The organism is Nocardia sp. SSK8 (genome assembly GCF_037034205.1).
GTDB lineage: Bacteria > Actinomycetota > Actinomycetes > Mycobacteriales > Mycobacteriaceae > Nocardia.
On sequence record NZ_JBAGKD010000024.1, the window covers coordinates 1 to 22,562 of the forward strand.

A 22,562-nucleotide genomic window follows, 5' to 3' on the forward strand; every position below is an offset into this window, starting at 1 on the left:
TCCGCGGTCCGCAGGGTCCCGGTGGGCTCGGGCAGCAAGGGCCGGGTGGCGCTGGTCGGCCCGGTGTGGCTGGGACCGATAAGCAAGGTGCCGGTGTCGCTGCTCAGCACGGTGCGGGTGCTGTGGGGCCGCAGGGTCCCGGTGGGCAAGGTCGTCAGGGTTCCGGTCAACCGGGCGCGGGTGCGCAGGGGCAGCAGGAGTCCGGTCGACCTGGTCAGGGAGGACCTGGTCTGGGCGGAACCGAGCAGAGTGGACCCGGTTTGGGCGGACCCGGGCAGGGTGGGCCTGCCGGGGGTGGTCGGCCGCAGGATGCTGGTGCTCCGGGTCAGCCGGGGGGCGGCGAGCCGGGGGCTCAGCGGCCGGTTGTGCCTGCTCAGCAGTTCCAGCCGGGGCTGGCGCCTCAGCGGCCCGGCCAGCAGGGGCCCGGCCAGCAGGGCCCAGGTCAGCAAGGTGCGGGTCAGCAGGGCTCCGGCCAGCAGGGCCCGGGCAAGCAAGGCTCGGGCCAGCAAGGTCCCGGCCAGCAGGGCTCCGGCCACCAAGGCCCAGGTCAGCAGGGCTCCGGCCAGCAAGGTCCCGGTCAGCAGGGCCCAGGTCAGCAGGGTCCCGGTCAGCAAGGGCTGGGGGCTGTTGGGCTGCAGAAGGGTGGGGTTGAGGAGACTCAGCCTTCGTCGTCCAAGGGGGTGGGGCAGCGGCCGGGGGCGGCTTCGGCGCCCTCGCCTGCGGATATTCAGCCGACGCGGCCTGCCGAGCAGTTGGCGGGGCAGCGGCAGGTGGCACCGCCGCAGCGGGTGGGGGCGGAGGCGGGAGGTGTGGCTCCGGAGCGGTCGAAGAAGTGGTGGCTGGCGGTGGGTGGCGCGGCCGTGGTGGTGATCGCGCTGCTCGGGACCGTGATCGCGCTGATGACCGGTGGGGACAACTCGCCGGAGGGTCAGGTCAAGGCGGCTATCGGTGACTACACCGACGCGCTGCGCGGTGGCGACCTGGACGGACTGCGGGCCAGCACCTGCGGCGAACTGCACGATTTCTACCAGGGCATCACCGCCCAGCAGTTCGACACCGTGCACAAGCTCTCCAGCGAGCACGGCTCGATTCCGGTCGTATCCAGCGTGAACGCGGTGCGGATCACCGGTGACACCGCGCTGGCCGAGGCCACGGTGTCCACCACCGGCGACCCGTCGCAGCAGACCGCGCGCACCTTCGATCTGGAGCGCACGGACGGCGAGTGGAAGGTCTGCGATCCCGCGGGAACCCCGTGACCTGGTGCTGAACCCGTCGTAGTGGGCGCACTGCCCGCTATGACGGGTCACACATAACTGGTCTTCCTGCTGTACGCCCCGGTAACATTTTCCGGATCATGAGCAGGGAACAGACAGTGTCGCAGCCGGACATCGAAGCTGTGGTCCCGGATGCGACGCTGGTCGGCCAGCGTTTCGGCTTCCGCGATCACTATGAGGTCGGCCGCGAGAAGATCCGGGAATTCGCCAGGGCCGTGCAGAATCTGCATCCCGCCCACCAGCACGAAGTGGACGCGCGCAAGCTCGGCTACGACGGCGTGATCGCGCCGCCGACCTTCGCCTCGGTGATCGGCATGAGCGCCACCCGCGCCCTGCTCGACAGCGTGCTGACCGAGTACGACATCTCCCGGGTGCTGCAGACCGACCAGGTCTTCGAGATCTTCCGCCCGATCCTGGCCGGGGACCGGATCAGCACCGAGATCGACATCGAGTCGATCCGCCAGTTCGGCGACAACGACTTCATCGTGGTCGGGTTCAAGCTGGTCAACCAGCACGACCAGATCACCGTGCAGGGCACCACCACCATCGTGGCCCGCAAGGGCGTCGAGGTGGACCCGAATATCGTCGAGGCCGTCGAGAACATCAGCATGCACCCGCGCCCGGCCGTCATCGCCGGGGTCGACACCGCCGACGTGCTGATCCGCCGGACCGGTCCCGGCCGCCCCGGCGCCGACCGCGAGACCGCCCCGGTGAACACCACCCCGGAGTTCGACTCCCTGGTCAAGGGCGCCGAACTGCCCACCGCCAGCGCCCGGGTGACCCGCGGCGACCTGGCCAACTACGCCGGTGTCTCCGGCGACCCCAACCCCATCCATTTCAGCGACCGCGCCGCCGAGCTGGCCGGCCTGCCGACCGTCGTCGCCCACGGCCTGCTGACCATGGGCCTGGCCGCGCAGTACCTCACCGACTGGCTCGGCGACCCCACCGCGATCGAGAAGCTGAGCGTGCGCTTCTCCGGTTTCGTCCCGGTGCCGCCCACCGAGGCGGGGATCATCGAGTTCTCCGGCAAGATCAAGTCGATCGACCCCGAGCGCCGCGCCGCCACAGTCCTGCTGAGCGGAATGTCGGACGGCCGCAAGCTCTTCGGCCGCGCGGCCGCCGAAATCCGCCTCACCTGAGGCGTTTCCGGCTACATGAAGGCTGCGGCATTGCGGGCCACCCACTCCGCGAAGGGTCGCGGAGTGCGGCCGAGCAGCCGTTCGACATCCGGGCTGACCTGCCGCTCAACAGGTTTGGGCGTGCCGAGGATGTTCAAGGTGGTCTCGACGATGGGTTCGGGCATGAACTGCACCATCCCCGCCTTGGCTTCGGCGCGCGACAATTCGACGAAGCGGATCGGCTCGCCCAATGCCGCCCCGATATCGGCGACCTGCTGGCGCGGTGAGATCGGCACCGGCCCGGTCAGGTCGTAGGCGCGGCCGCCGTGACCGCTGTCGAGCAAGGTGACCGCGGCGGCGGCGGCGATATCGGCCGGGTCGATGACCGGCAGCGCCACATCACCGAACGGCGCCGCGACCGTGCGTCGCGTGCGCACCGTTTCCGCCCACTGCAACGTATTGGACGCGAATCCGCCCGGCCGCAGCATCGTCCACTCGACACCGGATTCCTTGACGGCGTCCTCGATCGCCGACGGGTGCTGCCGGTGCCGACACCCTGCGAGGACAGCAGCACGACTCGCCGGATACCGGCGCCCTTCACGAGGTCCATCACCTCGGCCACCTCGCCGCCCGCGGAGACGAAATCGCCTGAGGTCAGCAGGAACAGCGCCTCCGCCCCGTCGAACGCCGACGCGAGATCCGCGGGCCTGGCGAGATCGGCCTGTCGCCACCGAACTCCCGCGGGGACATCGGCGGCCGTCATCCCGCGCGAGACCGCGGTCACCTGCTCGCCCGCCGCGACCAGCGCCTCCACCAACGGCCGTCCGACATTGCCCGTCGCTCCGGTCACCACGATCATGTTCGTTCCTCTTTTCCGAGTTCGTCTGTTGACCCCCCGAGAACGCGTGCCCGATCGCGCCGGTGGTCGAGGTGGTGTTCTCCCGCTGGACCACGCCGATCCTGTGGGTGCTGCACCAGTACGGGCCGCATCGGTTCGTCGAGTTGCAGCGGCGGGTCGGGACGATCACGCCCAAGGTGCTGACCGAACGGCTGCGGCAGCTCGAGCGCGACGGGCTGATCGCGCGCACCTACTTCGCGGAGGTGCCACCACGGGTGGTCTACGAGATCAGCGATCTCGGACGCAGCCTGGCACCGCTGTTCGCGGCGCTGGCCGAGTGGTCGGTGAACCTCACCGAGGTCGACCGGGCGCGCGAGAGCTACGACGCCGAGCAGCGGCCACGTCGCCGGGCCTGAGTTCTAGGCGACCGCGAGGAAGGTCAGCATCGTCGCCCCGATCCGGATGACATCCCCGTCGGCGAGCAAAGCCCCACTGTCGATGGGGACTTCGTTCACATAGACCCCGTTGGCCGAGTGCAGATCCTTGATCAGCAGTCCGGCCCGGCTGGGCATGATGTGCGCGTGGTAGCGGCTGGCCTTGGGGTCGTCGAGGACCAGTTCGTTGTCGGTCATCCGGCCGATTCTGATGCCGCCGTGCGGAATCGGGACGGTGCGGCCGTCGGCGAAGCGCAGATTCCCGTTGCGGATCGAGCGCGGCACCTCGGTGACGGTCTCGGTCATGGCGGCGGCGACCTGCTCGGATCGCTTGGCCGTCAGCACATTCAGCGGTTCCTGGCGCAGCACCCGCTGCTCCAGCTCGATCAGCGCGGCGCCCGGGTCGATACCGAGTTCCTCGGCGAGCACGCCGCGCACCCGGCGGCACGCCTCCAGCGCGTCGGCCTGACGGCCGGACAGGTACAGCGCGGTGATCAGCTGTCCCCACAGCGGTTCGCGCAGCGGATGCTCGTTGGTCATCGTGACCAGCTCGCCGATCACCGAAGATGCGCGCCCGCAGGCGATCTCGGCGTCCACCCGGGCCGAGGCCGCGAGCAGACGCTCCTCGTTCATGGCGGTGGCGAACCCGTCGGCGAACTGCAGACCGGCCAGATCGGCCAGGGCGCGCCCCGACCATTCGCGCAGCGCGGCGCCGAACAGATTGGACGCGCCGGGATGGTCACCGAGCTCGAAGCAGCGCGAACCCGCCTCGCGCGCGGACTCGAACCGGCCGAGATCGCAGGCGGTGTCGGGGATTTCGAGCCGGTAGCCCGCACCCTCGGTGCGCAGCACCTGTGCCGAATCGATACCCGCGTTGCGCATCGCCTTGCGGATATTGGAGACGAATACCTGCAGGCTCGCGGCATAGGAGTCTGGCGGATCCTCGTTCCACACCATCTCGGCCAGCACAGCAGAAGACACCGCGCGCCGCCGGTTGACGGTGAGCGCGGCAAGCAGAGCGCGCGGCTTGGGCCCGCCGACCGCCACCGGCTCACCGCCGACGAGCAGTCGAACGGGCCCGAGCACACGGACATCAAGACTCATGAGCTCGGGCCCCGTTTGATATCTAGGAAGGGGCCGGTCAGGAACCGCTGACGGAACGTCCGGCCGACTTCAGGTCATTGCAGGCCTCGACGACCCGCTCGGCCATCGAGGTCTCGGCCTTCTTGAGGTAGCTGCGCGGGTCGTAGACCTTCTTGTTGCCCACCTCACCGTCGATCTTCAGCACACCGTCGTAGTTGGCGAACATGTGACCGGCGACCGGGCGGGTGAAGGCGTACTGGGTGTCGGTGTCGACGTTCATCTTCACCACACCGAACCGCAGCGAGTCCTCGATCTCGGACTTCAGCGAGCCGGAACCGCCGTGGAAGACGAAGTCGAACGGCTGCGCGTCGGCGGCCAGGCCCAGCTTGGCCGCGGCCACCCGCTGGCCCTCGGCCAGCACCTCGGGCTTGAGCACCACATTGCCCGGCTTGTACACGCCGTGCACGTTGCCGAAGGTGGCGGCCAGCAGGTACTTGCCGTTCTCGCCCGCGCCGAGCGCGTCGATGGTCTTCTCGAAGTCCTCGGGCGAGGTGTAGAGCTTGTCGTCGATCGCGGCCTCGACACCGTCCTCTTCACCGCCGACGACGCCGATCTCGACCTCGAGGATGATGTTGGCGGCCTTCGACAGCTTGAGCAGTTCCTTGGCGATCTCGAGGTTCTCGTCGATCGGGATGGCCGAGCCGTCCCACATGTGCGACTGGAACAGCGGGTTCAGGCCATTGTTGACGCGCTCCTGCGAGATCGCGAGCAGCGGGCGCACATAGGTGTCGAGCTTGTCCTTGGGGCAGTGGTCGGTGTGCAGCGCGATGGTGACGTCGTACTTGGCGGCGACCACATGCGCGAACTCGGCCAGCGCGACAGCGCCGGTGACCATGTCCTTCACGCCGAGGCCGGAGCCGAACTCGGCGCCACCGGTCGAGAACTGGATGATGCCGTCGCTGCCCGCGTCCGCGAAGCCCTTGATGGCGGCGTTGATCGTCTCCGACGACGTGCAGTTGATGGCCGGGAACGCGAACGAGTGCGCCTTGGCCCGGCCGAGCATCTCGGCGTAGACCTCCGGAGTCGCGATAGGCACAGCTGGGACCTCCGTGTGTCGAGAGCGAAAAACCAATTCTGTCAGGCCACACCCTAAATTAGGAAGGCAAGTACAGGTTCACCGGTGCTCACGTCGCGGACCGGCCCGGTACTGTGGGGGCCGTGACTTTGCTGGCGGTATCCGATGCGGTGACGAACAACCTCGCGTTGACACAGTTGCTGGACCCGATGTATTTGCTCGAGCAGACGTGGCTGGCACACGCGGTTCTACCCGCCATCCTGGCCATTGTCTTCATCGAGACCGGCCTGCTGTTCCCGTTGCTGCCAGGTGACTCGCTGCTGTTCACCGGTGGCATGCTCGCCGCGCAACCAGACGCGAAGCTCTCGATCTGGGCCCTCGTCCCGCTGGTGATCCTCACCGCGTTCCTCGGCGATCAGTGCGCGTATTGGATCGGCCGCAAGATCGGCCCGGCCATCTTCCGCAAGGAGGACAGCCGCTTCTTCAAGAAGCAGTACATCACCGAGACGCACGAGTTCTTCGAGAAGCACGGCCCGAAGACGATCATCCTGGCCCGGTTCGTGCCGATCGTGCGCACGTTCATGCCGGTGCTGGCTGGTGTGTCGAAAATGGACTACCGCAAATATGTGGCCTTCGACATCGTCGGCGCCGTGCTCTGGGGTGGCGGTGTGACGGTGCTGGGCTACTTCCTCGGCAATGTCGGCTTCATCCGCGACCACATCGAGGCGATCTTCCTGCTGATCGTGTTCGTCTCGATCCTGCCCGCCATCATCACCGTCGGTAAGAAGGTGCTCGAGCGGCGCAACGCGCCCGCCGAGCCCGTGCAGGCCACCGAGCTGGCCGCGTCGGCGAACGAGACGCACTGATCGCAGTGACCGCAGGACCGTCGACACACGCTCTGGGCACCTTCGATCCGCTGATCTCGGCGGGCCCCGCCGTGGTCTGCACGGTGGTGCTGGTCTTCGTCTTCCTCGAGTGCGCGTTCATCATCGGGCTGTTCCTGCCCGGCGACTCGATGCTGATCACCGCGGGCATCGTGCTCGCCTCGCACGCCAACGGCGAATCCCAGGTCTGGATGCTGTCGGTGGGCACCATGCTGGCGGCGATCGCCGGTAACCAGGTGGGCTATGTGATCGGTCAGCGCACCGGGCATCGGCTGGTCGCGCGCAAGAACGGGCGCTATATCAATACCGAGAACCTGGCCAAGGTCACCGCGCTGCTGGAACGGCACGGGTTCTTCGCGGTGCTGGTGGCGCGCTGGATTCCGTGGGTGCGCACGCTGTGCCCGATGGTGGCGGGCGCGGCCGGGATGGAGCACCGCCGCTACACCATCGCCAGCACGCTGGGCGCGATCATCTGGGCGCCGGTGCTGCTGCTCATCGGCTACTACGCGGGTGAGTTCCTGGAGCGGGTGTCCTGGCTGATGCCGGTGGTGATCGGCACGCTGGTCACCGGGCTGGTGATCGGGACGATCCTGGGTATCCGGCACTACCGCCAGGAGATGGCCAAGCCGGTCGAGGAGTACGACGTGGAGCCCGAGCCGAGCCTGGCGACCGAGTCGGAGCGCTGAGTCACCACCCCGCGGTCACAACCCCGCGGCGGTGACCTGGTAGGCGGCTTCCATCAGCATCCACCCCGACAGCTGCACCGAAAGGTCGCGCTCGGGGACCGCCGAGGCCGTCACCGAACCGCCCGCGGTGAACTTGCCCGCGCCCGCGGTGCCGCCGGGTAAGCGGGCCGGTTTGCTCCAGTCGTGGCCGAACAGCGGTTCGCCCTCGACCTCGAGCCGGTTGGCCCAGGCGGCGGTGGCCGAGGCCTTGACGATGGCGGCCGCCACGCGCCGATCGCCCTGCTGTTGCTTGCCGTCACCGGGCAGCATGAGCGCGACGACGGCGAGGTAGCGGGCGAGGATGCCGTTGAACAGGCCGCCGTCGCCACCGCCGCCACCAGAGATCACCAGGCGCGTGGTCATGTGTTCTTCCACCGCGGCCAGCAGCTTGCCGACCCGCTCGGCGTGCCGGTCGTCGTCGGTGTGCACGGCCAGTTCGGTCTCCAGCCCGAGCACCACGCCCTGGCAGTAGCTGAACACCGGGCGCTCGATCTCGCCCGAGGGCAGGTGGATGCCGTCGAGGATCAGGCCGGATTCCGGATCGCGCAGGGTGGCGTCGAGCCAGTCGGCCATCTCCTGAGCGCGCTCGACGCGGCCGAGCCGCAGCAGCGCGATACCCGCCGGGCCGTTGGCCGGGGCGTTGTAGAAGTCGGCGCGCAGCCGCCACGGGATGCCGCCGCCGATCTCGGGCGCCCACGCGTGGTAGAGCTGCTGTTCGAGGGCGACGAGCCCGCCGCGCGCGGTGGTGAGTTCCTGGGTGCGTTCGGCGCGTTCCAGCGCGATCGCCAGCCAGGCCATGTCGTCGTAGTAGCGGTTGGTCCAGCCGGTGATGTTGCGTAGTCGGTGCGCGCGGGCGATCGCGCCGATGCGGCGGCGCCGGGCGGGGGTGGGCACGCGGTTGGCCGCGTCGACGGCGACATCGAGCAGATGCGCCTGCCACCAGTAGTGCCAGCTCACGAAGGCGCGCTCGCGGCGGGTGGCTGGCCAGCCGACGACACCCAATTCCGTTCCGGGACAACCCCACAGCGTGCGCAGGTGCCGCGAGACGATCGCGGACTCGGCCATGTCGGCGCGCTCGGACCACAGCGCCGGAGTCGGCACGGATCCGGCGCGATCAGAGGGCTGTGGGCGCCGGCCGCTGCGCGAGGTCATGGGACCATGGTGCCAGCTGCCGCCCGGTTTCCGCGCCTATTCCGTTACCGATCTGAGGCCGATTCGATCACACTGCTCGCCGCCGTCCGGTTTACCAGGCCGTGGACAGGTCGGCGTGCTGGCGAATCCAGGCGTGCATGGCGATGCCCGCCGCGACCCCGGCGTTGATGCTGCGGGTGGACCCGAACTGGGCGATCGAAACCGTCAGGGCCGCCGCGTCTTTCGCGTCGTCGCTGACCCCGGGACCCTCCTGGCCGAACAGCAGCAGGCAGCGTTCGGGCAGCTGGGCGGTCTCCAGCGGGACCGCGCCGGGGACATTGTCGACCGCGACGACGGTCAGGCCCTGGGCTGTCGCGTAGGCGCGCAGTTCGGTCAGGTCGGTGTGGTGCAGCAGGTGCTGGTAGCGGTCGGTCACCATGGCGCCGCGCCGATTCCAGCGCCGCCTGCCGACGATGTGCACGGCCGCGGCGGCGAAGGCGTTGGCGGTGCGGACCACCGTGCCGATATTGGCGTCGTGGCCGAAGTTCTCGATGGCGACGTGGAAGGGGAAGCGGCGCGCGTCGATATCGGCGACGATCGCCTCCCTGGTCCAGTACCGGTAGGCGTCGACGACATTGCGCCGGTCACCCTCGGCCAGCAGGACCGGGTCGTAGCGCTCGTCGGTGGGCGCGGGGGTGCCGTATTCCTGCTCCCACGGGCCGAGTCCATGCGGGTGCTCGCCCCATTCGGTCGGTCCGGGGACCTGGGTGTCGGGCACATCCGCTGACTCACTCACGCCGAGAATGCTAGGCCCGACCACCAGATCGACCCGGACCCAGCTCCCCCTCCGGCGTGCGACCGGCGGGTCACCGCGTCGACAGGCCGGACTACCTCACCCCAGCGCACGTCCAGCGCGTCCTCGGCGGCCTGCCCGCTTCCGTGGCGCACGACCGGCGGATTCATCGCAACCGGAGCGTGGTCGGCACGCCCCCGCCTACCCGTAGTCGCAGGGACTCTCCACTCGTCAGGCTGGACCGCGGATCAGGGCCGCTCTCGCGACGCGGCCGCCGCACTGCGAACTGCCGCCGACCTCGTGTGGCTCACGGCAGACTGCGCTGCGAACCGCGCGCCGACTCCGGTCGCTGATGGACGCCTGGCTGCGCCGCGGCGTCCGGTGCCGGGTCGGGGAAGGTGACCGACGGGCCGGTGCCCGGGGACGGGAGGGCCACGATCGGGCGGCCGCGGCGGAGGGTGCGCTGCCAGCGCACGGGGTCGAAGACCGCCGGTTCGGTGTGTTCGATGAAGTCGCGGATAAGGGCGACGAAGCGGTCGGGATCGTAGTGATGCGGGAAATGCCCTGCGCCGGGGAAGATCTCGATGCGGCTGCCGGGGAAGGCGCGATGCGCGCGTTCGGCGTGCCCGGACGGGATGACCGTGTCGCGGGTGCCGCCGATGACCATGGTGGGCAGGTGGGCGGCCAGGTAGCCGCGGTCGAGCATGGTGATGGTCTGGCCGCGCCGGTCGGCGGCGGCACGGATGGTGCGCAGGAAGGCATTGCGCGCGCCGGGGTCGGCGAGGCGGCCGTAGAGGCCCAGCACGTATTCGGCGTCGGGGCCCAGACCCAGCCCGCCGAGCGCCCGGACCAGCGGAATCGAGGTGCGGACCACGGTGCGCACCGGCCAGCTGGTGATCGCCATCAGCGCGGGCCCGGCCCCGGCCACCGTCGCCAGCCGGAACGCCGGATGCACGCCAGCGCCCATCCCGGCCGGGCAGACCAGCGCGATCCGCTCCACCTTCTCCGGGAACTGGTAGGCGAACTGCATCGCCACCCCACCGCCGAGCGAATGCCCGACCAGGGTGATCCGCTCGATACCGAGCACACTGAGCAGATCACGCATGCCGTTGGCGTAGGCGGCCACCGCGTAGTCGGCGCGCGGTTTGGCGGATTCACCATGGCCGAGCAGGTCCGGCGCGATCACGGTGTAGTGCTCGGCGAGCCCATCGAAGACCGGCGCCCAGGTGCCGGAGCTGTCGGTGATGCCGTGGATGAGCAGCAACGGCGGTCCCGATCCGGCCATCCGGAACGCGCGGCGATACCCATGCACCTCGATGAACTGCGCTTTCCCGGTCATCTCCGAAGCGTGCGCCGGAGGTGTTGCCTCGACGGAACGCTCAGGTTAGACGTAGGTGACACGGCGTATCGCCAAGCTGATTGGCGAGCGCGCGATTGCACGAGAACTCCGGCCAACACCCCGTGCGGTACCTCGGCGAGGCGACCACGGCCGCGGCACGCTCAGCGTGGGGCGACAGCCGCGCCAGTGCGGCCATGGACGGCGGGGTCCGTGAGCAGGTATTGCGCGGCGGCGTAGGTCGCCAGGATGACGCCCTCGCTCGCCCGGCGACCGCGCTCGGTGCGCGCGAAGAGCCGCCGCAAGACGATCAGCCCATCGGACACCGTGAACAGCAGCGCCCCCACCCCGAGCCTGCTACGCGGATCGGCGTTCGGAATGTTCAGGCCCGCGATGTTCTTCGCGCCCGGCGCGAGGGCCGGATCGGAGGCCAGGGTGGCGGCGGTGCCGAGGGTCGCGCCGTAGGCGCTCAATGGCAGGGCCAGGTTCGGGGCCTTGGCCCGCAGCAAACCGGCCGCACCCAGCCAGGCGAGTACCCGGGGCGCCGCGATCTCCGGGCGCGGCCGGGCGCCGCGCCGCAACCACAGCATCGAATAGCCGGTCTGCATCACCGCGAACGAGGACGCGCCCGCGATCAGGCGGCGATCGTCGTCGGGATCGATCAGCAACACGTCACCGACGGTGGCGGCGGCCAGCGAGCCGAGCAGGATCCGGCGTTCGCCCGGATCGAACTCGATGCCGCTGGTCACCGCGTCGGCCGCCAGCAGCGGCATCAGCAGTGGCTTGGCCACCCATTGCAGCCGCTCGCGGCCGGTGACGGCACCGAAGACGGTGACCGCCGCCGCCGCGAGATATCCGGCCCGCAGCGCTCGCACGTCAGAAACTCGGTTCCTTCGGGGCGGGCGGCAGGGTGACGACCTGGCCCGCGTAGCTCAGCCCGGCGCCGAAGCCGAGCAGCAGCGCCAGCTGACCGCCCTTGGCCTTGCCGGTCACCAGCATCTCCTCCATGGCCAGCGGGATCGAGGCCGCGGAGGTGTTGCCGGTGTTCTCGATGTCGTTGGCCATCGGGATGCCGTCGGCCAGGCCGAGGTTCTTCTTCATCAGCTCGTTGATCCGGGCGTTGGCCTGGTGTGGGATGAAGACCTCGATGTCCTCCTTGGCCACGCCGGAGTTCTCCAGCGCCGCCGAGAGCGCGCGCGGCAGGGTCACCGCGGCCCAGCGGAAGACCTTCGGGCCTTCCATCCGCAGCGACATCTGACCCACCGGCTCGACCTCGGGATCGGTGCCCTGCATCTTCTGGGCACGATCCTGGAAAGCCAGGAAGTCGATGTTCTGGGCGATGGCCTCGGCGTTCTCGCCGTCGCTGCCCCACACCGTCGGCGAGATGCCGTTCTCCTCGGCCGGGCCGACGACGACAGCGCCCGCGCCGTCACCGAAGATCATCGCGGTGCCGCGGTCGGACTTGTCCAGGCCGACGGTCATCGTCTCCGCGCCGATCACCAGCACGTAGTCGGCCGAACCGGCCCGGATCAGGTCGGCGGCGACGCCGAGCCCGTAGCCGAAGCCGCCGCAGCCGGAGGTGAGGTCGAAGGCGGCGACGCCGTTGAGCCCCAGGTCGGAGGCCACCGAGGGGGCACCGTGCGGGGTGAGCTTGAGCCAGCTCGAGGTGCACAGGATGACCGCGCCGATCTTGGTGCGCTCGATCGGCGTGTTCTTCAGCGCGCGCTCGCCCGCGGCCGCGGCGATCGAGCGAATCGTCTCGTCGCCGCTGATCCAGCGCCGGTTGTGGATACCGGTGCGCTCGAAGATCCACTCCGGCGTCGAGTCGAGGGTCTCGCACACCTCGGCATTGCTGACGATGCGCTGCGGACGGTAGGCACCGATCCCGAGCATCGCAACGTTGTCGCGACCTTTGTTAACTGCAATGCTCACCACAGGTGACTCACACGTCCTTCAAAATTACCGGGCGACCACATCGTCGCCCGGGCTTGGCGCTGTTCAGGCTAACTCAGAGCAAGGTCATCGAGTCCGAGGATGGACCGATATTCCAGCCCCTCCTCGGCGATCACCTGGTCGGCGCCGGTTTCCCGGTCGACGACGGTGGCCACACCCACCACGATGGCCCCCGCGTCGCGCAGCGCGCGCACCGCGGTCAGCGGCGAGTTGCCGGTGGTGGTGGTGTCCTCGACGACCAGCACCCGCTTGCCCACCACATTCGGGCCCTCGATCTGGCGCTGCATGCCGTGCGCCTTGGCGGCCTTGCGCACCACGAACGCGTCGATCGGGCGGCCGGGGGCGTGCATCACCGCCATCGCGACCGGGTCGGCGCCCATGGTGAGCCCACCGACCGCGTCGAAGTCCCAGTCGGCGACGAGCTCGCGCAGCAGCGAGCCGATCAGCGGTCCCGCCTGGTGGTGCAGCGTCGCGCGGCGCAGGTCGACGTAGTAGTCGGCCTCCTTGCCCGAGGACAGCGTCACCTTGCCGTGCACGACCGCGAGCTCGCGCACGAGCGCGGCCAGTCGGTCGCGATCGGCCTCGGTGAGCGCCTGACGTGCCTGGTCGATCATGATGGCTGTGTTCCTCTCATGCCTAGGTCCTTCCGCGTGCGTTGAACAGTCCACGATTGATCCGGGTGATCAGGGTCCGCGGGACGAACCCCGCCACCGTGGTGAGCACCTTGTACTGCACACCGGGCACACTGATCACCCGGCCGGAGTCGAGGTCGCGCAGGCACCCGTCGACCACCTGATCGACATCGAGCCACATCCGCGTCGGCGTCGAACCCATCTCGATGCCCGCGCGCTCGTGGAACTCGGTGCGCACGAATCCGGGGCACAGCGCCTGCACGCGCACCCCGGTACCCACCAGGCCGCCTGCCAACCCTTCGGAAAAGGATACGACGTAGGCCTTGGAGGCCGAGTAGGTCGACCCCCGTCCGGGGATCAGCCCGGCCACACTGGCCACATTCACGATCGAGCCGGACGCCGCGGCGATCATCGCGGGCAGCGCGGCCCTGGTCAGCTGCAGCACCGAGGTCACGTTGACATCGAGCTGGGCCTGCAGCTCACCGGGCTCGAGCGTCCAGAACTCGCCCGAGTGCGCGAATCCCGCGTTGTTGACCAGGAACTGGAGGCCCTTCGCCGCGCGGTCGGCGACGCGGGCGCGGTCGTCGTCATCGGCGAGGTCGGCGACGAGCACCTCGGCGCCGGTGTCGTAGCGGCGGGCCAGCTCGTCGGCGAGCTCGCGCAGCCGGGTCTCGTTCCGGGCGACGAGCACCAGGTCGTAGCCGAGGGCGGCGAGGCGGTGGGCGAAACCCTTGCCGATGCCGGACGTCGGTCCGGTGATCATGGCGACGGGGCGGGACGCGCCGGGCAGGCGCGCGGGACTATCGGTCATCGCTGGTCGATTCGGGTCGACGGAAAAGGCCGTGGCGACGCTCGCCACGGCCCGGGATCACTTGGGTACCGGCCCCTGATACGGGCGGAAACCGGGGTGGAAGGGGCCGCCGGGGCGTCCGGGTTCGGACTCGTCGTCCGCGCCGTCCGCCCGGGGTAACGGGGGCTCGACGCGCGGACGCGGCTCGGGAACCACGGCCAGCGAGGGGCGCCGCGGCGGCTCGCCGAGCGGGCGGCGGCCGGGTGCGGGCTGATCCTCGAACTCGGGATCGTCGAGGTCGGGGTCGTAGTCGGCGGGGCGGGGCGCCCGGTTTATCGGCGGGCGCTGCTCGAACGGGTAGTCGTCCTCGGGCTCGGCCGGGGCGCGGAAACCGGCGCCGCGCTCGGGCTGCGGACGGTAGCGGTCGTCCTCGTCGTCCGGGCCGGGGAAGCGGGCGCGCCCGCGGTCCTCGGCGTCGAGCGGCTCGTCGTCGAGGTCGTCGTCGTATTCGGGGCGGAAGCCCTCGCCCAGCGGCTCGTCGGCGTTGGAGCGCGGGCGGTTGTACTCGCTGGGCTCGGCCACCGGGGGCAGCACGTGCAGCAGGCCGGACAGGCGCAGCACCGCGTCGATCGCGGACTCCCACTCCTTGGCGCCGCTGCCGACCGGCAGCATGCCCAGGGTCCAGTTGCCCTCGCTCCACAGCATCTGCAGGGTGTCGGTGAGCGATTCGATGAAGCCGACCATGCGCTGGTCGACGGCGTGCCGGGCGATCTCGGGGTCGGTGGCGAACACGACCCGGTCGCCGATGGCGCCGAGCAGTTCCAGATCGTGGTCCTTGGGCGGGGCGGCGGTCTTGAGCCGCATGTCGACATCGATCTCCGAGCCGATCTGCCTGCGCACCGCCACCAGGGTGGCCGCGTCCTCCAGGTCGAACAGCACGAACTTCTCGCCCTTGCGGATACCGGAGACCACGTCGACCGCCGAGAGGTAGCCGAGCTTGGCCAGCGCGCCGCGGCGCCAGGTCGAGGCGAGCGCGGGCTCCACCGAAACATAGGTGTAGCCCTGGGACTTCGCCCACACCTGCCGGGCGTGCCCGGTCCGCTGTCGCTGGACCCGATCGAAATACAGCAGCACGACCGCACCCACGAGTGCGATCGCCGCCAACCCGAACCACATAGCCGTCATCGTCGCCTAGCCTATCCAGCCGTCGCCGTGATTGCCCGGCAGCACCGGGGATTCGACGCGCGGGTCGCTCATCGGGGGCCGCTCGGTAACGCCGTGCTGATGATGATCTCGGCGTGGATCGACCCGTCTGGATTCTTGTCGCCCTGCACCATAACCATGTCGCCGACCGGGAGTTCGCTCGCCTTCGTGCTGGTCAGCGAGATCACCTGGGTCGCATCGTCGATCAGCACCCGCACCGTCGAGCCGCCCAGCGTGCTCATGGTGATCTCGGTGCCGGTGTTGGCCGTGATGCTTCCCATGGTCGCACCGAGGTCATCGCCACCGCCCAAACCGGGTAATCCGGGGAGGCCGGGCGTGTCGGGCGGGGTGAGTGGGGTGGTGGGCTGACCGAAGGTGGGGGGCACCAGCGGCTGGGTGGTCTGCGGGGCGGTGGCGAGGGTGTCGTCATCGGAACCGCCGCCGCTGAGCATCAGCCCGGCCAGCACGCCGCCGACCGCGATCAGCGCCAGCACGCCCAGCCCGAGCAGGATCCACAGTCCGGTATTGCGCTTGGGCGGTGGGCCCTGGTCACCGCCCTGCGGGTGCGGCGGGTATCCCGGCGGCGGGCCACCGGAATATCCCGGCCCGTAGCCGGGCGGCGGGGCCTGCTGCGGTGGCGGTTGCGCTGCGGGATAACCACTTTCGTAGGCACCCCACTGCGCGTCGTGCGGCGGCAGGGCCTGGGTCGGGTTCGACGGCTGCCCCCACTCGTCGAACCCCGAGCCGTACGGCTTGGTCGATTCCACACCCGGCGAACCCAACCGTTCGGTCGGCGAATCCTCCGGGTGTTGCCCCCACGGATCGTTCGGGTTCGTCATGGGCTCCAGCGTAGGTCAGCCCGGTGCGTTTGGGAGGTCCTCACGCACCGGGCTGTGGATAAATCACGAGCTGTGGACAACCTCGCGTCCGACCACCAGCTTGTCGGTGGCGTCGTCCACACTCACCCGCACCGTGTCCCCGTCGACGATCGCGCCGGAGAGCAGTTCCTTGGCCAGGCTGTCGCCGATGGCCTGCTGGATCAGCCTGCGCAGCGGCCGCGCGCCGTATGCCGGGTCGTAGCCGCGCACCGCGAGCCACTGCTTGGCCTCGGTGCTCACGTCGAGGGTCAGCCTGCGCTGGGACAGCCGCTTCTGCAGCTGCCGCAGGTTGATGTCGACGATCGACTCGAGCTGCTCGGCGTCGAGCGCGTGGAACATCACCACGTCGTCGAGCCGGTTGATGAACTCCGGCTTGAACGCGCGCCGCACCGCCGCCATCACCTGGTCCTTGTCACCACCGGCACCAAGGTTCGAGGTGAGGATGAGGATGGTGTTGCGGAAGTCGACCGTGCGGCCCTGGCTGTCGGTGAGCCTGCCCTCGTCGAGCACCTGCAGCAGGATGTCGAACACGTCCGGGTGCGCCTTCTCGATCTCATCGAACAGCACCACCGAATACGGCCGCCTGCGCACCGCCTCGGTGAGCTGTCCGCCCTGGTCGTAGCCCACATATCCGGGCGGCGCGCCGACCAGGCGAGCCACCGAGTGCTTCTCGCTGTACTCGCTCATGTCGATGCGGACCATCGCGCGCTCGTCGGCGAAGAGGAAGTCGGCCAGCGATTTCGCCAGCTCGGTCTTACCCACACCGGTCGGCCCGACGAACATGAACGAGCCCGTCGGCCGGTCCGGATCGGCGACCCCGGCCCTGGCCCGACGCACCGCGTCCGACACCGCCCGCACGGCCTCCTCCTGCCCCACCACGCGTCCGGCGACCTCGGTCTCCATCCGCAGCAGCTTGGCGGTCTCGCCCTCGAGCATCCGGCCCACCGGCACACCCGTCCACGACGACACCACATCGGCGATGTCGTCCGGGGTGACTTCCTCGTTGAGCATCACCTCGCCGTCGGCGGCCGCGCCGCTGGCCTGCTCGGCCGCGGCCAGGTCCTTCTCCAGCGCGGGGATCCGGCCGTAGCGCAGCTCGGCGGCCTTGCCCAGATCACCGTCGCGTTCGGCCCGCTCGGACTCCCCGCGCAGCGTCTCGAGCTGCTCCTTGAGCCCGCGCACCGAGTCGATGGCGTTCTTCTCGTTCTGCCAGCGGGTGGTGAGCTGACCGAGCTTCTCCCGGTCGTCGGCCAGTTCCTGGCGCAGCTTCTCCAGGCGCTGCTTGGAGCCCGCGTCGGTCTCCTTCTCCAGCGCCACCTCCTCGATCTCGAGGCGGCGCACCGCGCGCTCGACCTCGTCGATCTCCACCGGCCGCGAGTCGATCTCCATCCGCAACCGCGAGGCCGACTCGTCGATCAGGTCGATCGCCTTGTCCGGCAGGAATCGCGAGGTGATGTAGCGGTCCGACAGCGTCGCGGCCGCCACCAGCGCGGAATCGGTGATCCGCACGCCGTGATGCACCTCGTAGCGCTCCTTGATGCCGCGCAGGATGCCGATGGTGTCGGCCACCGACGGCTCACCGACCAGCACCTGCTGGAAACGCCGCTCCAGCGCCGCGTCCTTCTCGATGTACTTGCGGTACTCCTCGAGCGTGGTCGCGCCGACCAGGCGCAGCTCGCCACGGGCCAGCAGCGGCTTGATCATGTTGCCCGCGTCCATCGCCGACTCACCGGTGGCGCCCGCGCCGACGATGGTGTGCAGCTCGTCGATGAAGGTGATGATCTCGCCCGCGCTGTTCTTGATGTCGTCGAGCACGGCCTTGAGCCGTTCCTCGAACTCGCCGCGGTACTTCGCGCCCGCGACCATCGCGCCCAGATCCAGCGAGATGACCTTCTTGCCGCGCAGCGACTCCGGCACATCGCCCTCGACGATGCGCCGGGCCAGGCCCTCGACGATGGCGGTCTTGCCCACCCCGGGCTCGCCGATGAGCACCGGGTTGTTCTTGGTGCGCCTGCTCAGCACCTGCACCACCCGGCGGATCTCGGTGTCGCGCCCGATCACCGGATCGAGCTTGCCCGCGCGCGCGGCCGCGGTGAGGTCGGTGGAGTACTTCTCCAGCGCCTGGTAGCTGGCCTCGGGATCGGCGTTGGTCACCCGCGCGCTGCCGCGCACCGCGGTGAACGCGTCGCGCAGCGCCTCCGGTGTCGCGCCGTGGCGCTGCAGCAGCTTGGCCACCTCGGAATCCCCGGTGGCCAGCCCGACCAGCAGGTTCTCGGTGGAGACGTACTCATCGCCGAGCTCGGTCGCCAGCCGCTGCGCCGCGGTGATCGCGCCCAGCGCCTCGCGCCCGAGCTGCGGGGTGGTGGTGGCACCGGTTGCCCGCGGCAGCTTGTCGGCGATGTCACCCGCCTCGCGCTCGACCGTCGCCGGATCCACGCCGATGGCCTTGAGCAGCGGGGCCGCGATGCCATCGGTCTGATCCAGCAACGCCACCAGCAAGTGCGCCGGACGGATCTCCGGATTGCCTGCCGCCGAGGCGGCCTGAAGAGCAGCGGTCAACGCCGCCTGGGTCTTGGTGGTGGGATTGAACGAATCCACTTTCACCTCCTGTGTTGTTGGAGCGCTGGCGCGCTCGAGGTCGCGGCCCCTGGGGGGCCGCCGGTCAGCGCTCGAGACTCGCGCCTGCGGCGCATGCGCTTCGAGCGCTGACCGGCGACCCGGCCGCGACCGGCCGACTTCGTCGGCCGCCGCTCCTCGGGGTCGCGGGTGCGGGGCTGGGAGGGCGGTTTGCGCGGTCTTTGGTTGGGACCTTTGTACTGGTTTGTGGTCGGGGTGACCGTTTTTGTTGTCGTTTCATCCAACAGGGTCAGAGTTGAGTCTATTCCGCTCAAGTTTGAAATCTTTCCGCGGGGGCGTTCCCCTCGTCGACGGTACGCCGCGACACCACCGAAGCCGGTCAATCACCGCATGTCGGAAGGGGTTCCGCCTAGGATTGCGGGTGCCCGGCTCTCATCGATGCGAGGAGTTCGTCGACATGCGCGCGATCGTGGTTCAGAAGTTCGGCGGCACCCCCGAGCTGGCGGATGTTCCGGTGCCGGAGCCGGGCCCGGGAGAGGTGCAGGTGGCCCTGGATTCGGCGGGGGTCAATCCCTTCGATCTGAAGATGGCTGACGGGTTACTCGAGGGCAAGATGCCGACCGACTTCCCGATGATCCTCGGGGTGGACGGCGCGGGGACGGTCTCGGCGGTGGGCAGCGGGGTCACCAAGTTCGCGGTCGGCGACAAGGTGGTCGGCAAGTTCCTCACCGCGCCCGCGGGGCACGGCAGTTGGGCGCAGTTCTCGGTGGTCCCCGAGGACGCGACGCTGGTGCCGATCCCCGACGGGGTCACCTCGGTCGCCGCGGCCGCCCTGCCGATCGCGGGGGTCACCGCGCAGGACCTGGTCGACGCCGCCCATATCCAGCCCGACCAGACGGTCCTCATCGTCGGCGCGACCGGCGGAGTGGGCTCCTTCCTCGTCCAACTGGCCAATATCGCGGGCGCGCACGTCATCGCCACCGCGCGCGGCGACGCCGCCGACCAGGTCGCCCGGCTCGGCGCCGCCGAGACCATCGACTACACCCAGCCCCGCCCCGCCGACCCGAACCTCGTCGACCCGGACCCGGCCGCCTACCGCGACTCCAGCATCACCGGCGCCGTCCACTTCACCCACCCCGACGGCATCGACGTCCTGTTCGACTTGGTCAGCGCCCCCGCTGATTTCGCCCGCCACGCCACCCTGGTCCGCCCCGGCGGCCACGCCTACTCCACCACCTGGGCCGCCGACGAACCCGCCCTGCGCGCCCGCGACATCACCGGCGGCAACTTCGAATCCAAGGGCCGCGCCCCCGAACTCACCCGCCTCCTCACCCGCGTAGCCGCGGGCGACGTCGTCGTCCCGGTCCAGATGACCGTCCCCCTCGAAGCCGCCCCCACGGTCCTCGGCGCGGGCAACGCCCGGGGAAAGACCGTCCTGGCCATCTGAGCGACTGTCGGCACATAGCCACACATAGCATCAGTCGCTACAATCGGTAGATGACCAGGACAATCACTCAGGCCGAACTGCGCAACGGCAGCGCGGGCGTAATGGATGCTCTCGAGGCGGGCGACGACTTCATCATCACCCGCAATGGGCGTCCGGTCGGCGAGCTGCGTCCGATTCACGCCCCGCGCGAGGTGCCGACTATCGCTCTGAAGGCTCGACTCGCCCGCTTCGCCGCGACGGCCGACGCGGCAACGGAACGGGCGGAGATCGACGCGGCCTTCGGCGAAGACCGCCTCGATGACTGAGCCCCGCCACCCGGTCGGACTACTCGACACCTGCGTCATCGTCGATATCGCGCAGATAGACGATGACCAGCTTCCGATCCACGCCAGAATCAGCACGATCACGCTGGCCGAGTTGGGCATCGGCATCGCCCTGGCGCCATCACCGCAGATCCTGGCGCTGCGGACCGAACGCCTACTCGAGGTCGAGCACGCATTCGACGCGTTGCACTTCTGCCCTTCCGCCGCCCGACGGTTCACGACGATGGCGAAACTCGTGGTTGCCGAAGGCCGGAACCAGAAGCCCCGCAAATGCGATCTGATGATCGCGGCCATCGCATCGGTGAACGATCTGCCCCTCTACACACGCAACCCCGATGACTTCAAGGGCCTAGATCCGGTGCTGACGCTAATTCCGGTGTGACTCCACATCAGGCGAATCGTCCGTGAGCCACGTGAGTCCGGCTCGGTAGGCTCGTCGATATGTCTGAATTGACACTGTCGAATCTGCTCGACGATGCCGCGCTGTACTCGTTCGAGCATCAGCTGCATCTCGCGGATGTCGTCGGGGACCGGGGGTGGAGTGTCGATCTGCGCGCGGGCCGGTTCACGCTGACCGGTGATCAGCCGATCGAGTGCGAGCGGATGCATCTGCTCGGCTCGGCAGCACCCGGCCCGCAGTCGTGGTTGTGGTCGTGGGGGAATCCGGCCGGGTACCCGGAGACGGTGACCGGACTGGCCCAGTCCGTGCGCGAGACCGGAATCCGATACGGCATCAGCCAACTCGCCGACGTCGAGGTGCCCTTCACCGCCCTCCCCACCCCCTCGGACCGCCCCGAAGCCGTGGTGAACACCTTCATGGACGCCGCCAAGGCGATCTCCGGCGTGTGGACCGCCTACAGCGGCCCCGTCGGCGGTGGCACCCGCGCCGCCTTCCTCATCGAGCACCCCCTGTTCCAGCTCCCCACCCCCGAATCCCCGCGCGTCATGCGCGTTCTCCAACAGGCACTCACCGAGTTCCCGATCACCGACCACCGCCGCGCCGTGCACTCCTACGCCAACCACCGCGGCCTCACCATCGAGTGGTCCGACGACCACCGCCGCGCCACCCTCACCGGCCCCGCCCTGAACGCCACCCTCACCTTCGACGAGTGGGCCAGAACCACTGGCATCGATGCGCAGTTGGGCGCCAGATGATTTCGTAGCGAACCGCAACGAATGAGACATAGCGCACATTAGGGATCTCCCGGCGACGCTCACACGTCCAATATCTCGACACCCTGTTGCCGAGAGTGGGATTCGCGATGACCGACGATCTGCCCGAGATCACGCGTGATACCAACGCGGCCCTGCGTTCGCAGATCGATCAGATGCTCGATGCGTATCAACGGGATTCGGCGGCCTTGCTCTCGGCACAGAGCAGCGCCGCCGAACCGGTGACGGTGTGGTCGGACGACAACCTGGTGCGCGTCACCGCGAATGTCGCCGGTGTCATCGAGGTTCATGTGGAGCCGGAGGCTTTCCGCCGTTCGACGCCGGAGAAGCTGGGCGCGTCGATCACGGCGACCATCCAAGCAGCCGCCCAGATGACGACCCAGGCCCAGCAGGAAGCACTGGCCCCACTCACCGAACTCTCGGGTTCACTTCCGGACGTCCCCGACCTGATCCCCGGCGCCCCGAGCACGAAAGACCTGATGGCGCAGTTCCTCACGCCACCGGAGATGTCACCGCCACCCGCGGCCCCCATCGATGACGAAGACGAGTACTTCCGGAACCGGGGGTACCTGCGGTGAGTTCGATCGACGTCGACCCGGATGCCCTGCGCAACACCAAGGGCTCCTACGAATCCGCCGCCACCACACTGACTTCCGCGCTCCAGGCCCTCACCGCCGCCCTGGACGCCGAAGGCGAATGCTGGGGCGCCGACGAAACCGGCACCGCCTTCGCCCAGAACTACACGCCCGGAGTCGATCAGGGTAAGAAGGCTGTCGCCAATCTCGCCACCACGATGACCCAGCTCGGCACGAACATGGTCACCCTGGCCGACAAACTCGTCGAGCAGGACACCGCCCAGGCCGCCGCACTGAAGCAGTCGACGGGGACTTAGCCC

Annotated in this window: 25 protein-coding genes and 1 pseudogene; 11 read left to right on the plus strand and 15 right to left on the minus strand. The window is 69.3% G+C overall.

Going from position 1 to position 22,562, the window contains the following annotated elements:
- Positions 1–614 (minus strand): hypothetical protein (locus WA675_RS26815; protein ID WP_442945734.1); only part of this gene is annotated, 614 nt, incomplete at its 3' end.
- A 195-nt stretch (positions 615–809) separates the two neighbouring features.
- On the opposite strand from WA675_RS26815, the gene WA675_RS26820 reads away from it, so the two are divergent.
- A complete protein-coding gene (locus WA675_RS26820) occupies positions 810–1,256 on the plus strand; it encodes an Rv0361 family membrane protein (RefSeq protein WP_336088141.1) in 447 nt (148 codons plus the stop codon).
- A gap of 98 nt (positions 1,257–1,354) precedes the next feature.
- The gene (locus WA675_RS26825) at positions 1,355–2,413 is read left to right on the plus strand and encodes a fused (3R)-hydroxyacyl-ACP dehydratase subunits HadA/HadB (protein ID WP_336088143.1); all 1,059 of its coding nucleotides are present in this window, start codon (positions 1,355–1,357) and stop codon (positions 2,411–2,413) included.
- Positions 2,414–2,424: 11 nt separating this feature from the next.
- On the opposite strand, the gene WA675_RS26830 is transcribed toward WA675_RS26825, so the two are convergent.
- A complete protein-coding gene (locus WA675_RS26830; protein ID WP_336088201.1) occupies positions 2,425–2,880 on the minus strand; it encodes a hypothetical protein in 456 nt (151 codons plus the stop codon).
- 104 nt (positions 2,881–2,984) lie between these two features.
- A pseudogene (locus tag WA675_RS26835) lies at positions 2,985–3,251 on the minus strand (SDR family oxidoreductase); the annotation flags it as partial.
- Between the two features lie 62 nt (positions 3,252–3,313).
- Between WA675_RS26835 and WA675_RS26840 the strand changes: the two are divergent.
- Positions 3,314–3,646 carry a winged helix-turn-helix transcriptional regulator gene (locus WA675_RS26840; protein ID WP_336088145.1) on the plus strand — a complete coding sequence of 111 codons (333 nt, stop codon included), beginning with the start codon at positions 3,314–3,316 and terminating at the stop codon, positions 3,644–3,646.
- Between the two features lie 3 nt (positions 3,647–3,649).
- Here the strand turns inward: WA675_RS26840 and WA675_RS26845 are convergent, their stop codons facing one another.
- Together WA675_RS26845 and fbaA are read right to left on the minus strand one after the other, a co-directional pair.
- Positions 3,650–4,768 (minus strand): BTAD domain-containing putative transcriptional regulator, encoded by a 1,119-nt coding sequence (locus WA675_RS26845; protein WP_336088147.1) that lies wholly within the window; start codon positions 4,766–4,768, stop codon positions 3,650–3,652.
- A 37-nt stretch (positions 4,769–4,805) separates the two neighbouring features.
- On the minus strand, positions 4,806–5,843 hold the full coding sequence (fbaA, locus tag WA675_RS26850) for a class II fructose-bisphosphate aldolase (protein ID WP_336088149.1): 1,038 nt from the start codon (positions 5,841–5,843) through the stop codon (positions 4,806–4,808).
- Between the two features lie 188 nt (positions 5,844–6,031).
- On the opposite strand from fbaA, the gene WA675_RS26855 reads away from it, so the two are divergent.
- Positions 6,032–6,688: a DedA family protein gene (locus tag WA675_RS26855; protein WP_336088198.1), complete on the plus strand. Its 657-nt coding sequence runs from the start codon at positions 6,032–6,034 to the stop codon at positions 6,686–6,688.
- A 5-nt stretch (positions 6,689–6,693) separates the two neighbouring features.
- Entirely contained in the window at positions 6,694–7,392 is a 699-nt protein-coding gene (locus WA675_RS26860; RefSeq protein WP_336088151.1) for a DedA family protein, read from the plus strand.
- A 15-nt stretch (positions 7,393–7,407) separates the two neighbouring features.
- Here WA675_RS26860 and WA675_RS26865 read toward each other — a convergent pair whose 3' ends face one another.
- The 10 genes from WA675_RS26865 to clpB all read right to left on the minus strand — a co-directional run bounded on the left by WA675_RS26865 (position 7,408) and on the right by clpB (position 18,745).
- Positions 7,408–8,496, minus strand: coding sequence for a glycoside hydrolase family 76 protein (locus tag WA675_RS26865; RefSeq protein ID WP_336088200.1), 1,089 nt, complete (start codon positions 8,494–8,496; stop codon positions 7,408–7,410).
- A 178-nt stretch (positions 8,497–8,674) separates the two neighbouring features.
- Positions 8,675–9,358, minus strand: coding sequence for a TrmH family RNA methyltransferase (locus tag WA675_RS26870; protein WP_336088153.1), 684 nt, complete (start codon positions 9,356–9,358; stop codon positions 8,675–8,677).
- Between the two features lie 304 nt (positions 9,359–9,662).
- On the minus strand, positions 9,663–10,694 hold the full coding sequence (locus WA675_RS26875) for an alpha/beta fold hydrolase (RefSeq protein ID WP_336088155.1): 1,032 nt from the start codon (positions 10,692–10,694) through the stop codon (positions 9,663–9,665).
- A 161-nt stretch (positions 10,695–10,855) separates the two neighbouring features.
- Entirely contained in the window at positions 10,856–11,566 is a 711-nt protein-coding gene (locus WA675_RS26880) for a lysoplasmalogenase (protein ID WP_336088157.1), read from the minus strand.
- 1 nt (position 11,567) lies between these two features.
- Entirely contained in the window at positions 11,568–12,626 is a 1,059-nt protein-coding gene (locus tag WA675_RS26885; protein WP_336088159.1) for a beta-ketoacyl-ACP synthase 3, read from the minus strand.
- Between the two features lie 68 nt (positions 12,627–12,694).
- On the minus strand, positions 12,695–13,258 hold the full coding sequence (pyrE, locus tag WA675_RS26890; RefSeq protein ID WP_336088161.1) for an orotate phosphoribosyltransferase: 564 nt from the start codon (positions 13,256–13,258) through the stop codon (positions 12,695–12,697).
- 22 nt (positions 13,259–13,280) lie between these two features.
- Positions 13,281–14,087, minus strand: a complete 807-nt coding sequence (locus WA675_RS26895) for an SDR family NAD(P)-dependent oxidoreductase (RefSeq protein ID WP_336088164.1) — start codon at positions 14,085–14,087, stop codon at positions 13,281–13,283.
- Positions 14,088–14,144: 57 nt separating this feature from the next.
- Positions 14,145–15,251, minus strand: coding sequence for a hypothetical protein (locus tag WA675_RS26900; RefSeq protein ID WP_336088167.1), 1,107 nt, complete (start codon positions 15,249–15,251; stop codon positions 14,145–14,147).
- A 68-nt stretch (positions 15,252–15,319) separates the two neighbouring features.
- On the minus strand, positions 15,320–16,108 hold the full coding sequence (locus WA675_RS26905; RefSeq protein WP_336088169.1) for a DUF5666 domain-containing protein: 789 nt from the start codon (positions 16,106–16,108) through the stop codon (positions 15,320–15,322).
- Between the two features lie 63 nt (positions 16,109–16,171).
- Positions 16,172–18,745 carry an ATP-dependent chaperone ClpB gene (gene clpB / locus WA675_RS26910; RefSeq protein WP_336088171.1) on the minus strand — a complete coding sequence of 858 codons (2,574 nt, stop codon included), beginning with the start codon at positions 18,743–18,745 and terminating at the stop codon, positions 16,172–16,174.
- A gap of 400 nt (positions 18,746–19,145) precedes the next feature.
- On the opposite strand from clpB, the gene WA675_RS26915 reads away from it, so the two are divergent.
- The 6 genes from WA675_RS26915 (at position 19,146) to WA675_RS26940 (ending at position 22,559) form a co-directional block, all read left to right on the plus strand.
- Positions 19,146–20,171 (plus strand): NADP-dependent oxidoreductase, encoded by a 1,026-nt coding sequence (locus WA675_RS26915; RefSeq protein WP_336088174.1) that lies wholly within the window; start codon positions 19,146–19,148, stop codon positions 20,169–20,171.
- A 50-nt stretch (positions 20,172–20,221) separates the two neighbouring features.
- The gene (locus WA675_RS26920; RefSeq protein WP_336088177.1) at positions 20,222–20,476 is read left to right on the plus strand and encodes a type II toxin-antitoxin system Phd/YefM family antitoxin; all 255 of its coding nucleotides are present in this window, start codon (positions 20,222–20,224) and stop codon (positions 20,474–20,476) included.
- Complete coding sequence (locus tag WA675_RS26925) at positions 20,469–20,876, plus strand: type II toxin-antitoxin system VapC family toxin (protein WP_336088180.1); 408 nt, start codon at positions 20,469–20,471, stop codon at positions 20,874–20,876. The genes WA675_RS26920 and WA675_RS26925 overlap by 8 nt, the downstream gene beginning before the upstream one ends.
- 59 nt (positions 20,877–20,935) lie before the next feature.
- Positions 20,936–21,649, plus strand: coding sequence for a DUF6882 domain-containing protein (locus WA675_RS26930; RefSeq protein WP_336088183.1), 714 nt, complete (start codon positions 20,936–20,938; stop codon positions 21,647–21,649).
- A 107-nt stretch (positions 21,650–21,756) separates the two neighbouring features.
- Positions 21,757–22,245 (plus strand): YbaB/EbfC family nucleoid-associated protein, encoded by a 489-nt coding sequence (locus tag WA675_RS26935; RefSeq protein ID WP_336088185.1) that lies wholly within the window; start codon positions 21,757–21,759, stop codon positions 22,243–22,245.
- Complete coding sequence (locus tag WA675_RS26940; protein ID WP_336088187.1) at positions 22,242–22,559, plus strand: WXG100 family type VII secretion target; 318 nt, start codon at positions 22,242–22,244, stop codon at positions 22,557–22,559. Before WA675_RS26935 ends, WA675_RS26940 begins: the two co-directional genes overlap by 4 nt.
- The last annotated feature ends 3 nt before the right edge of the window (positions 22,560–22,562 follow it).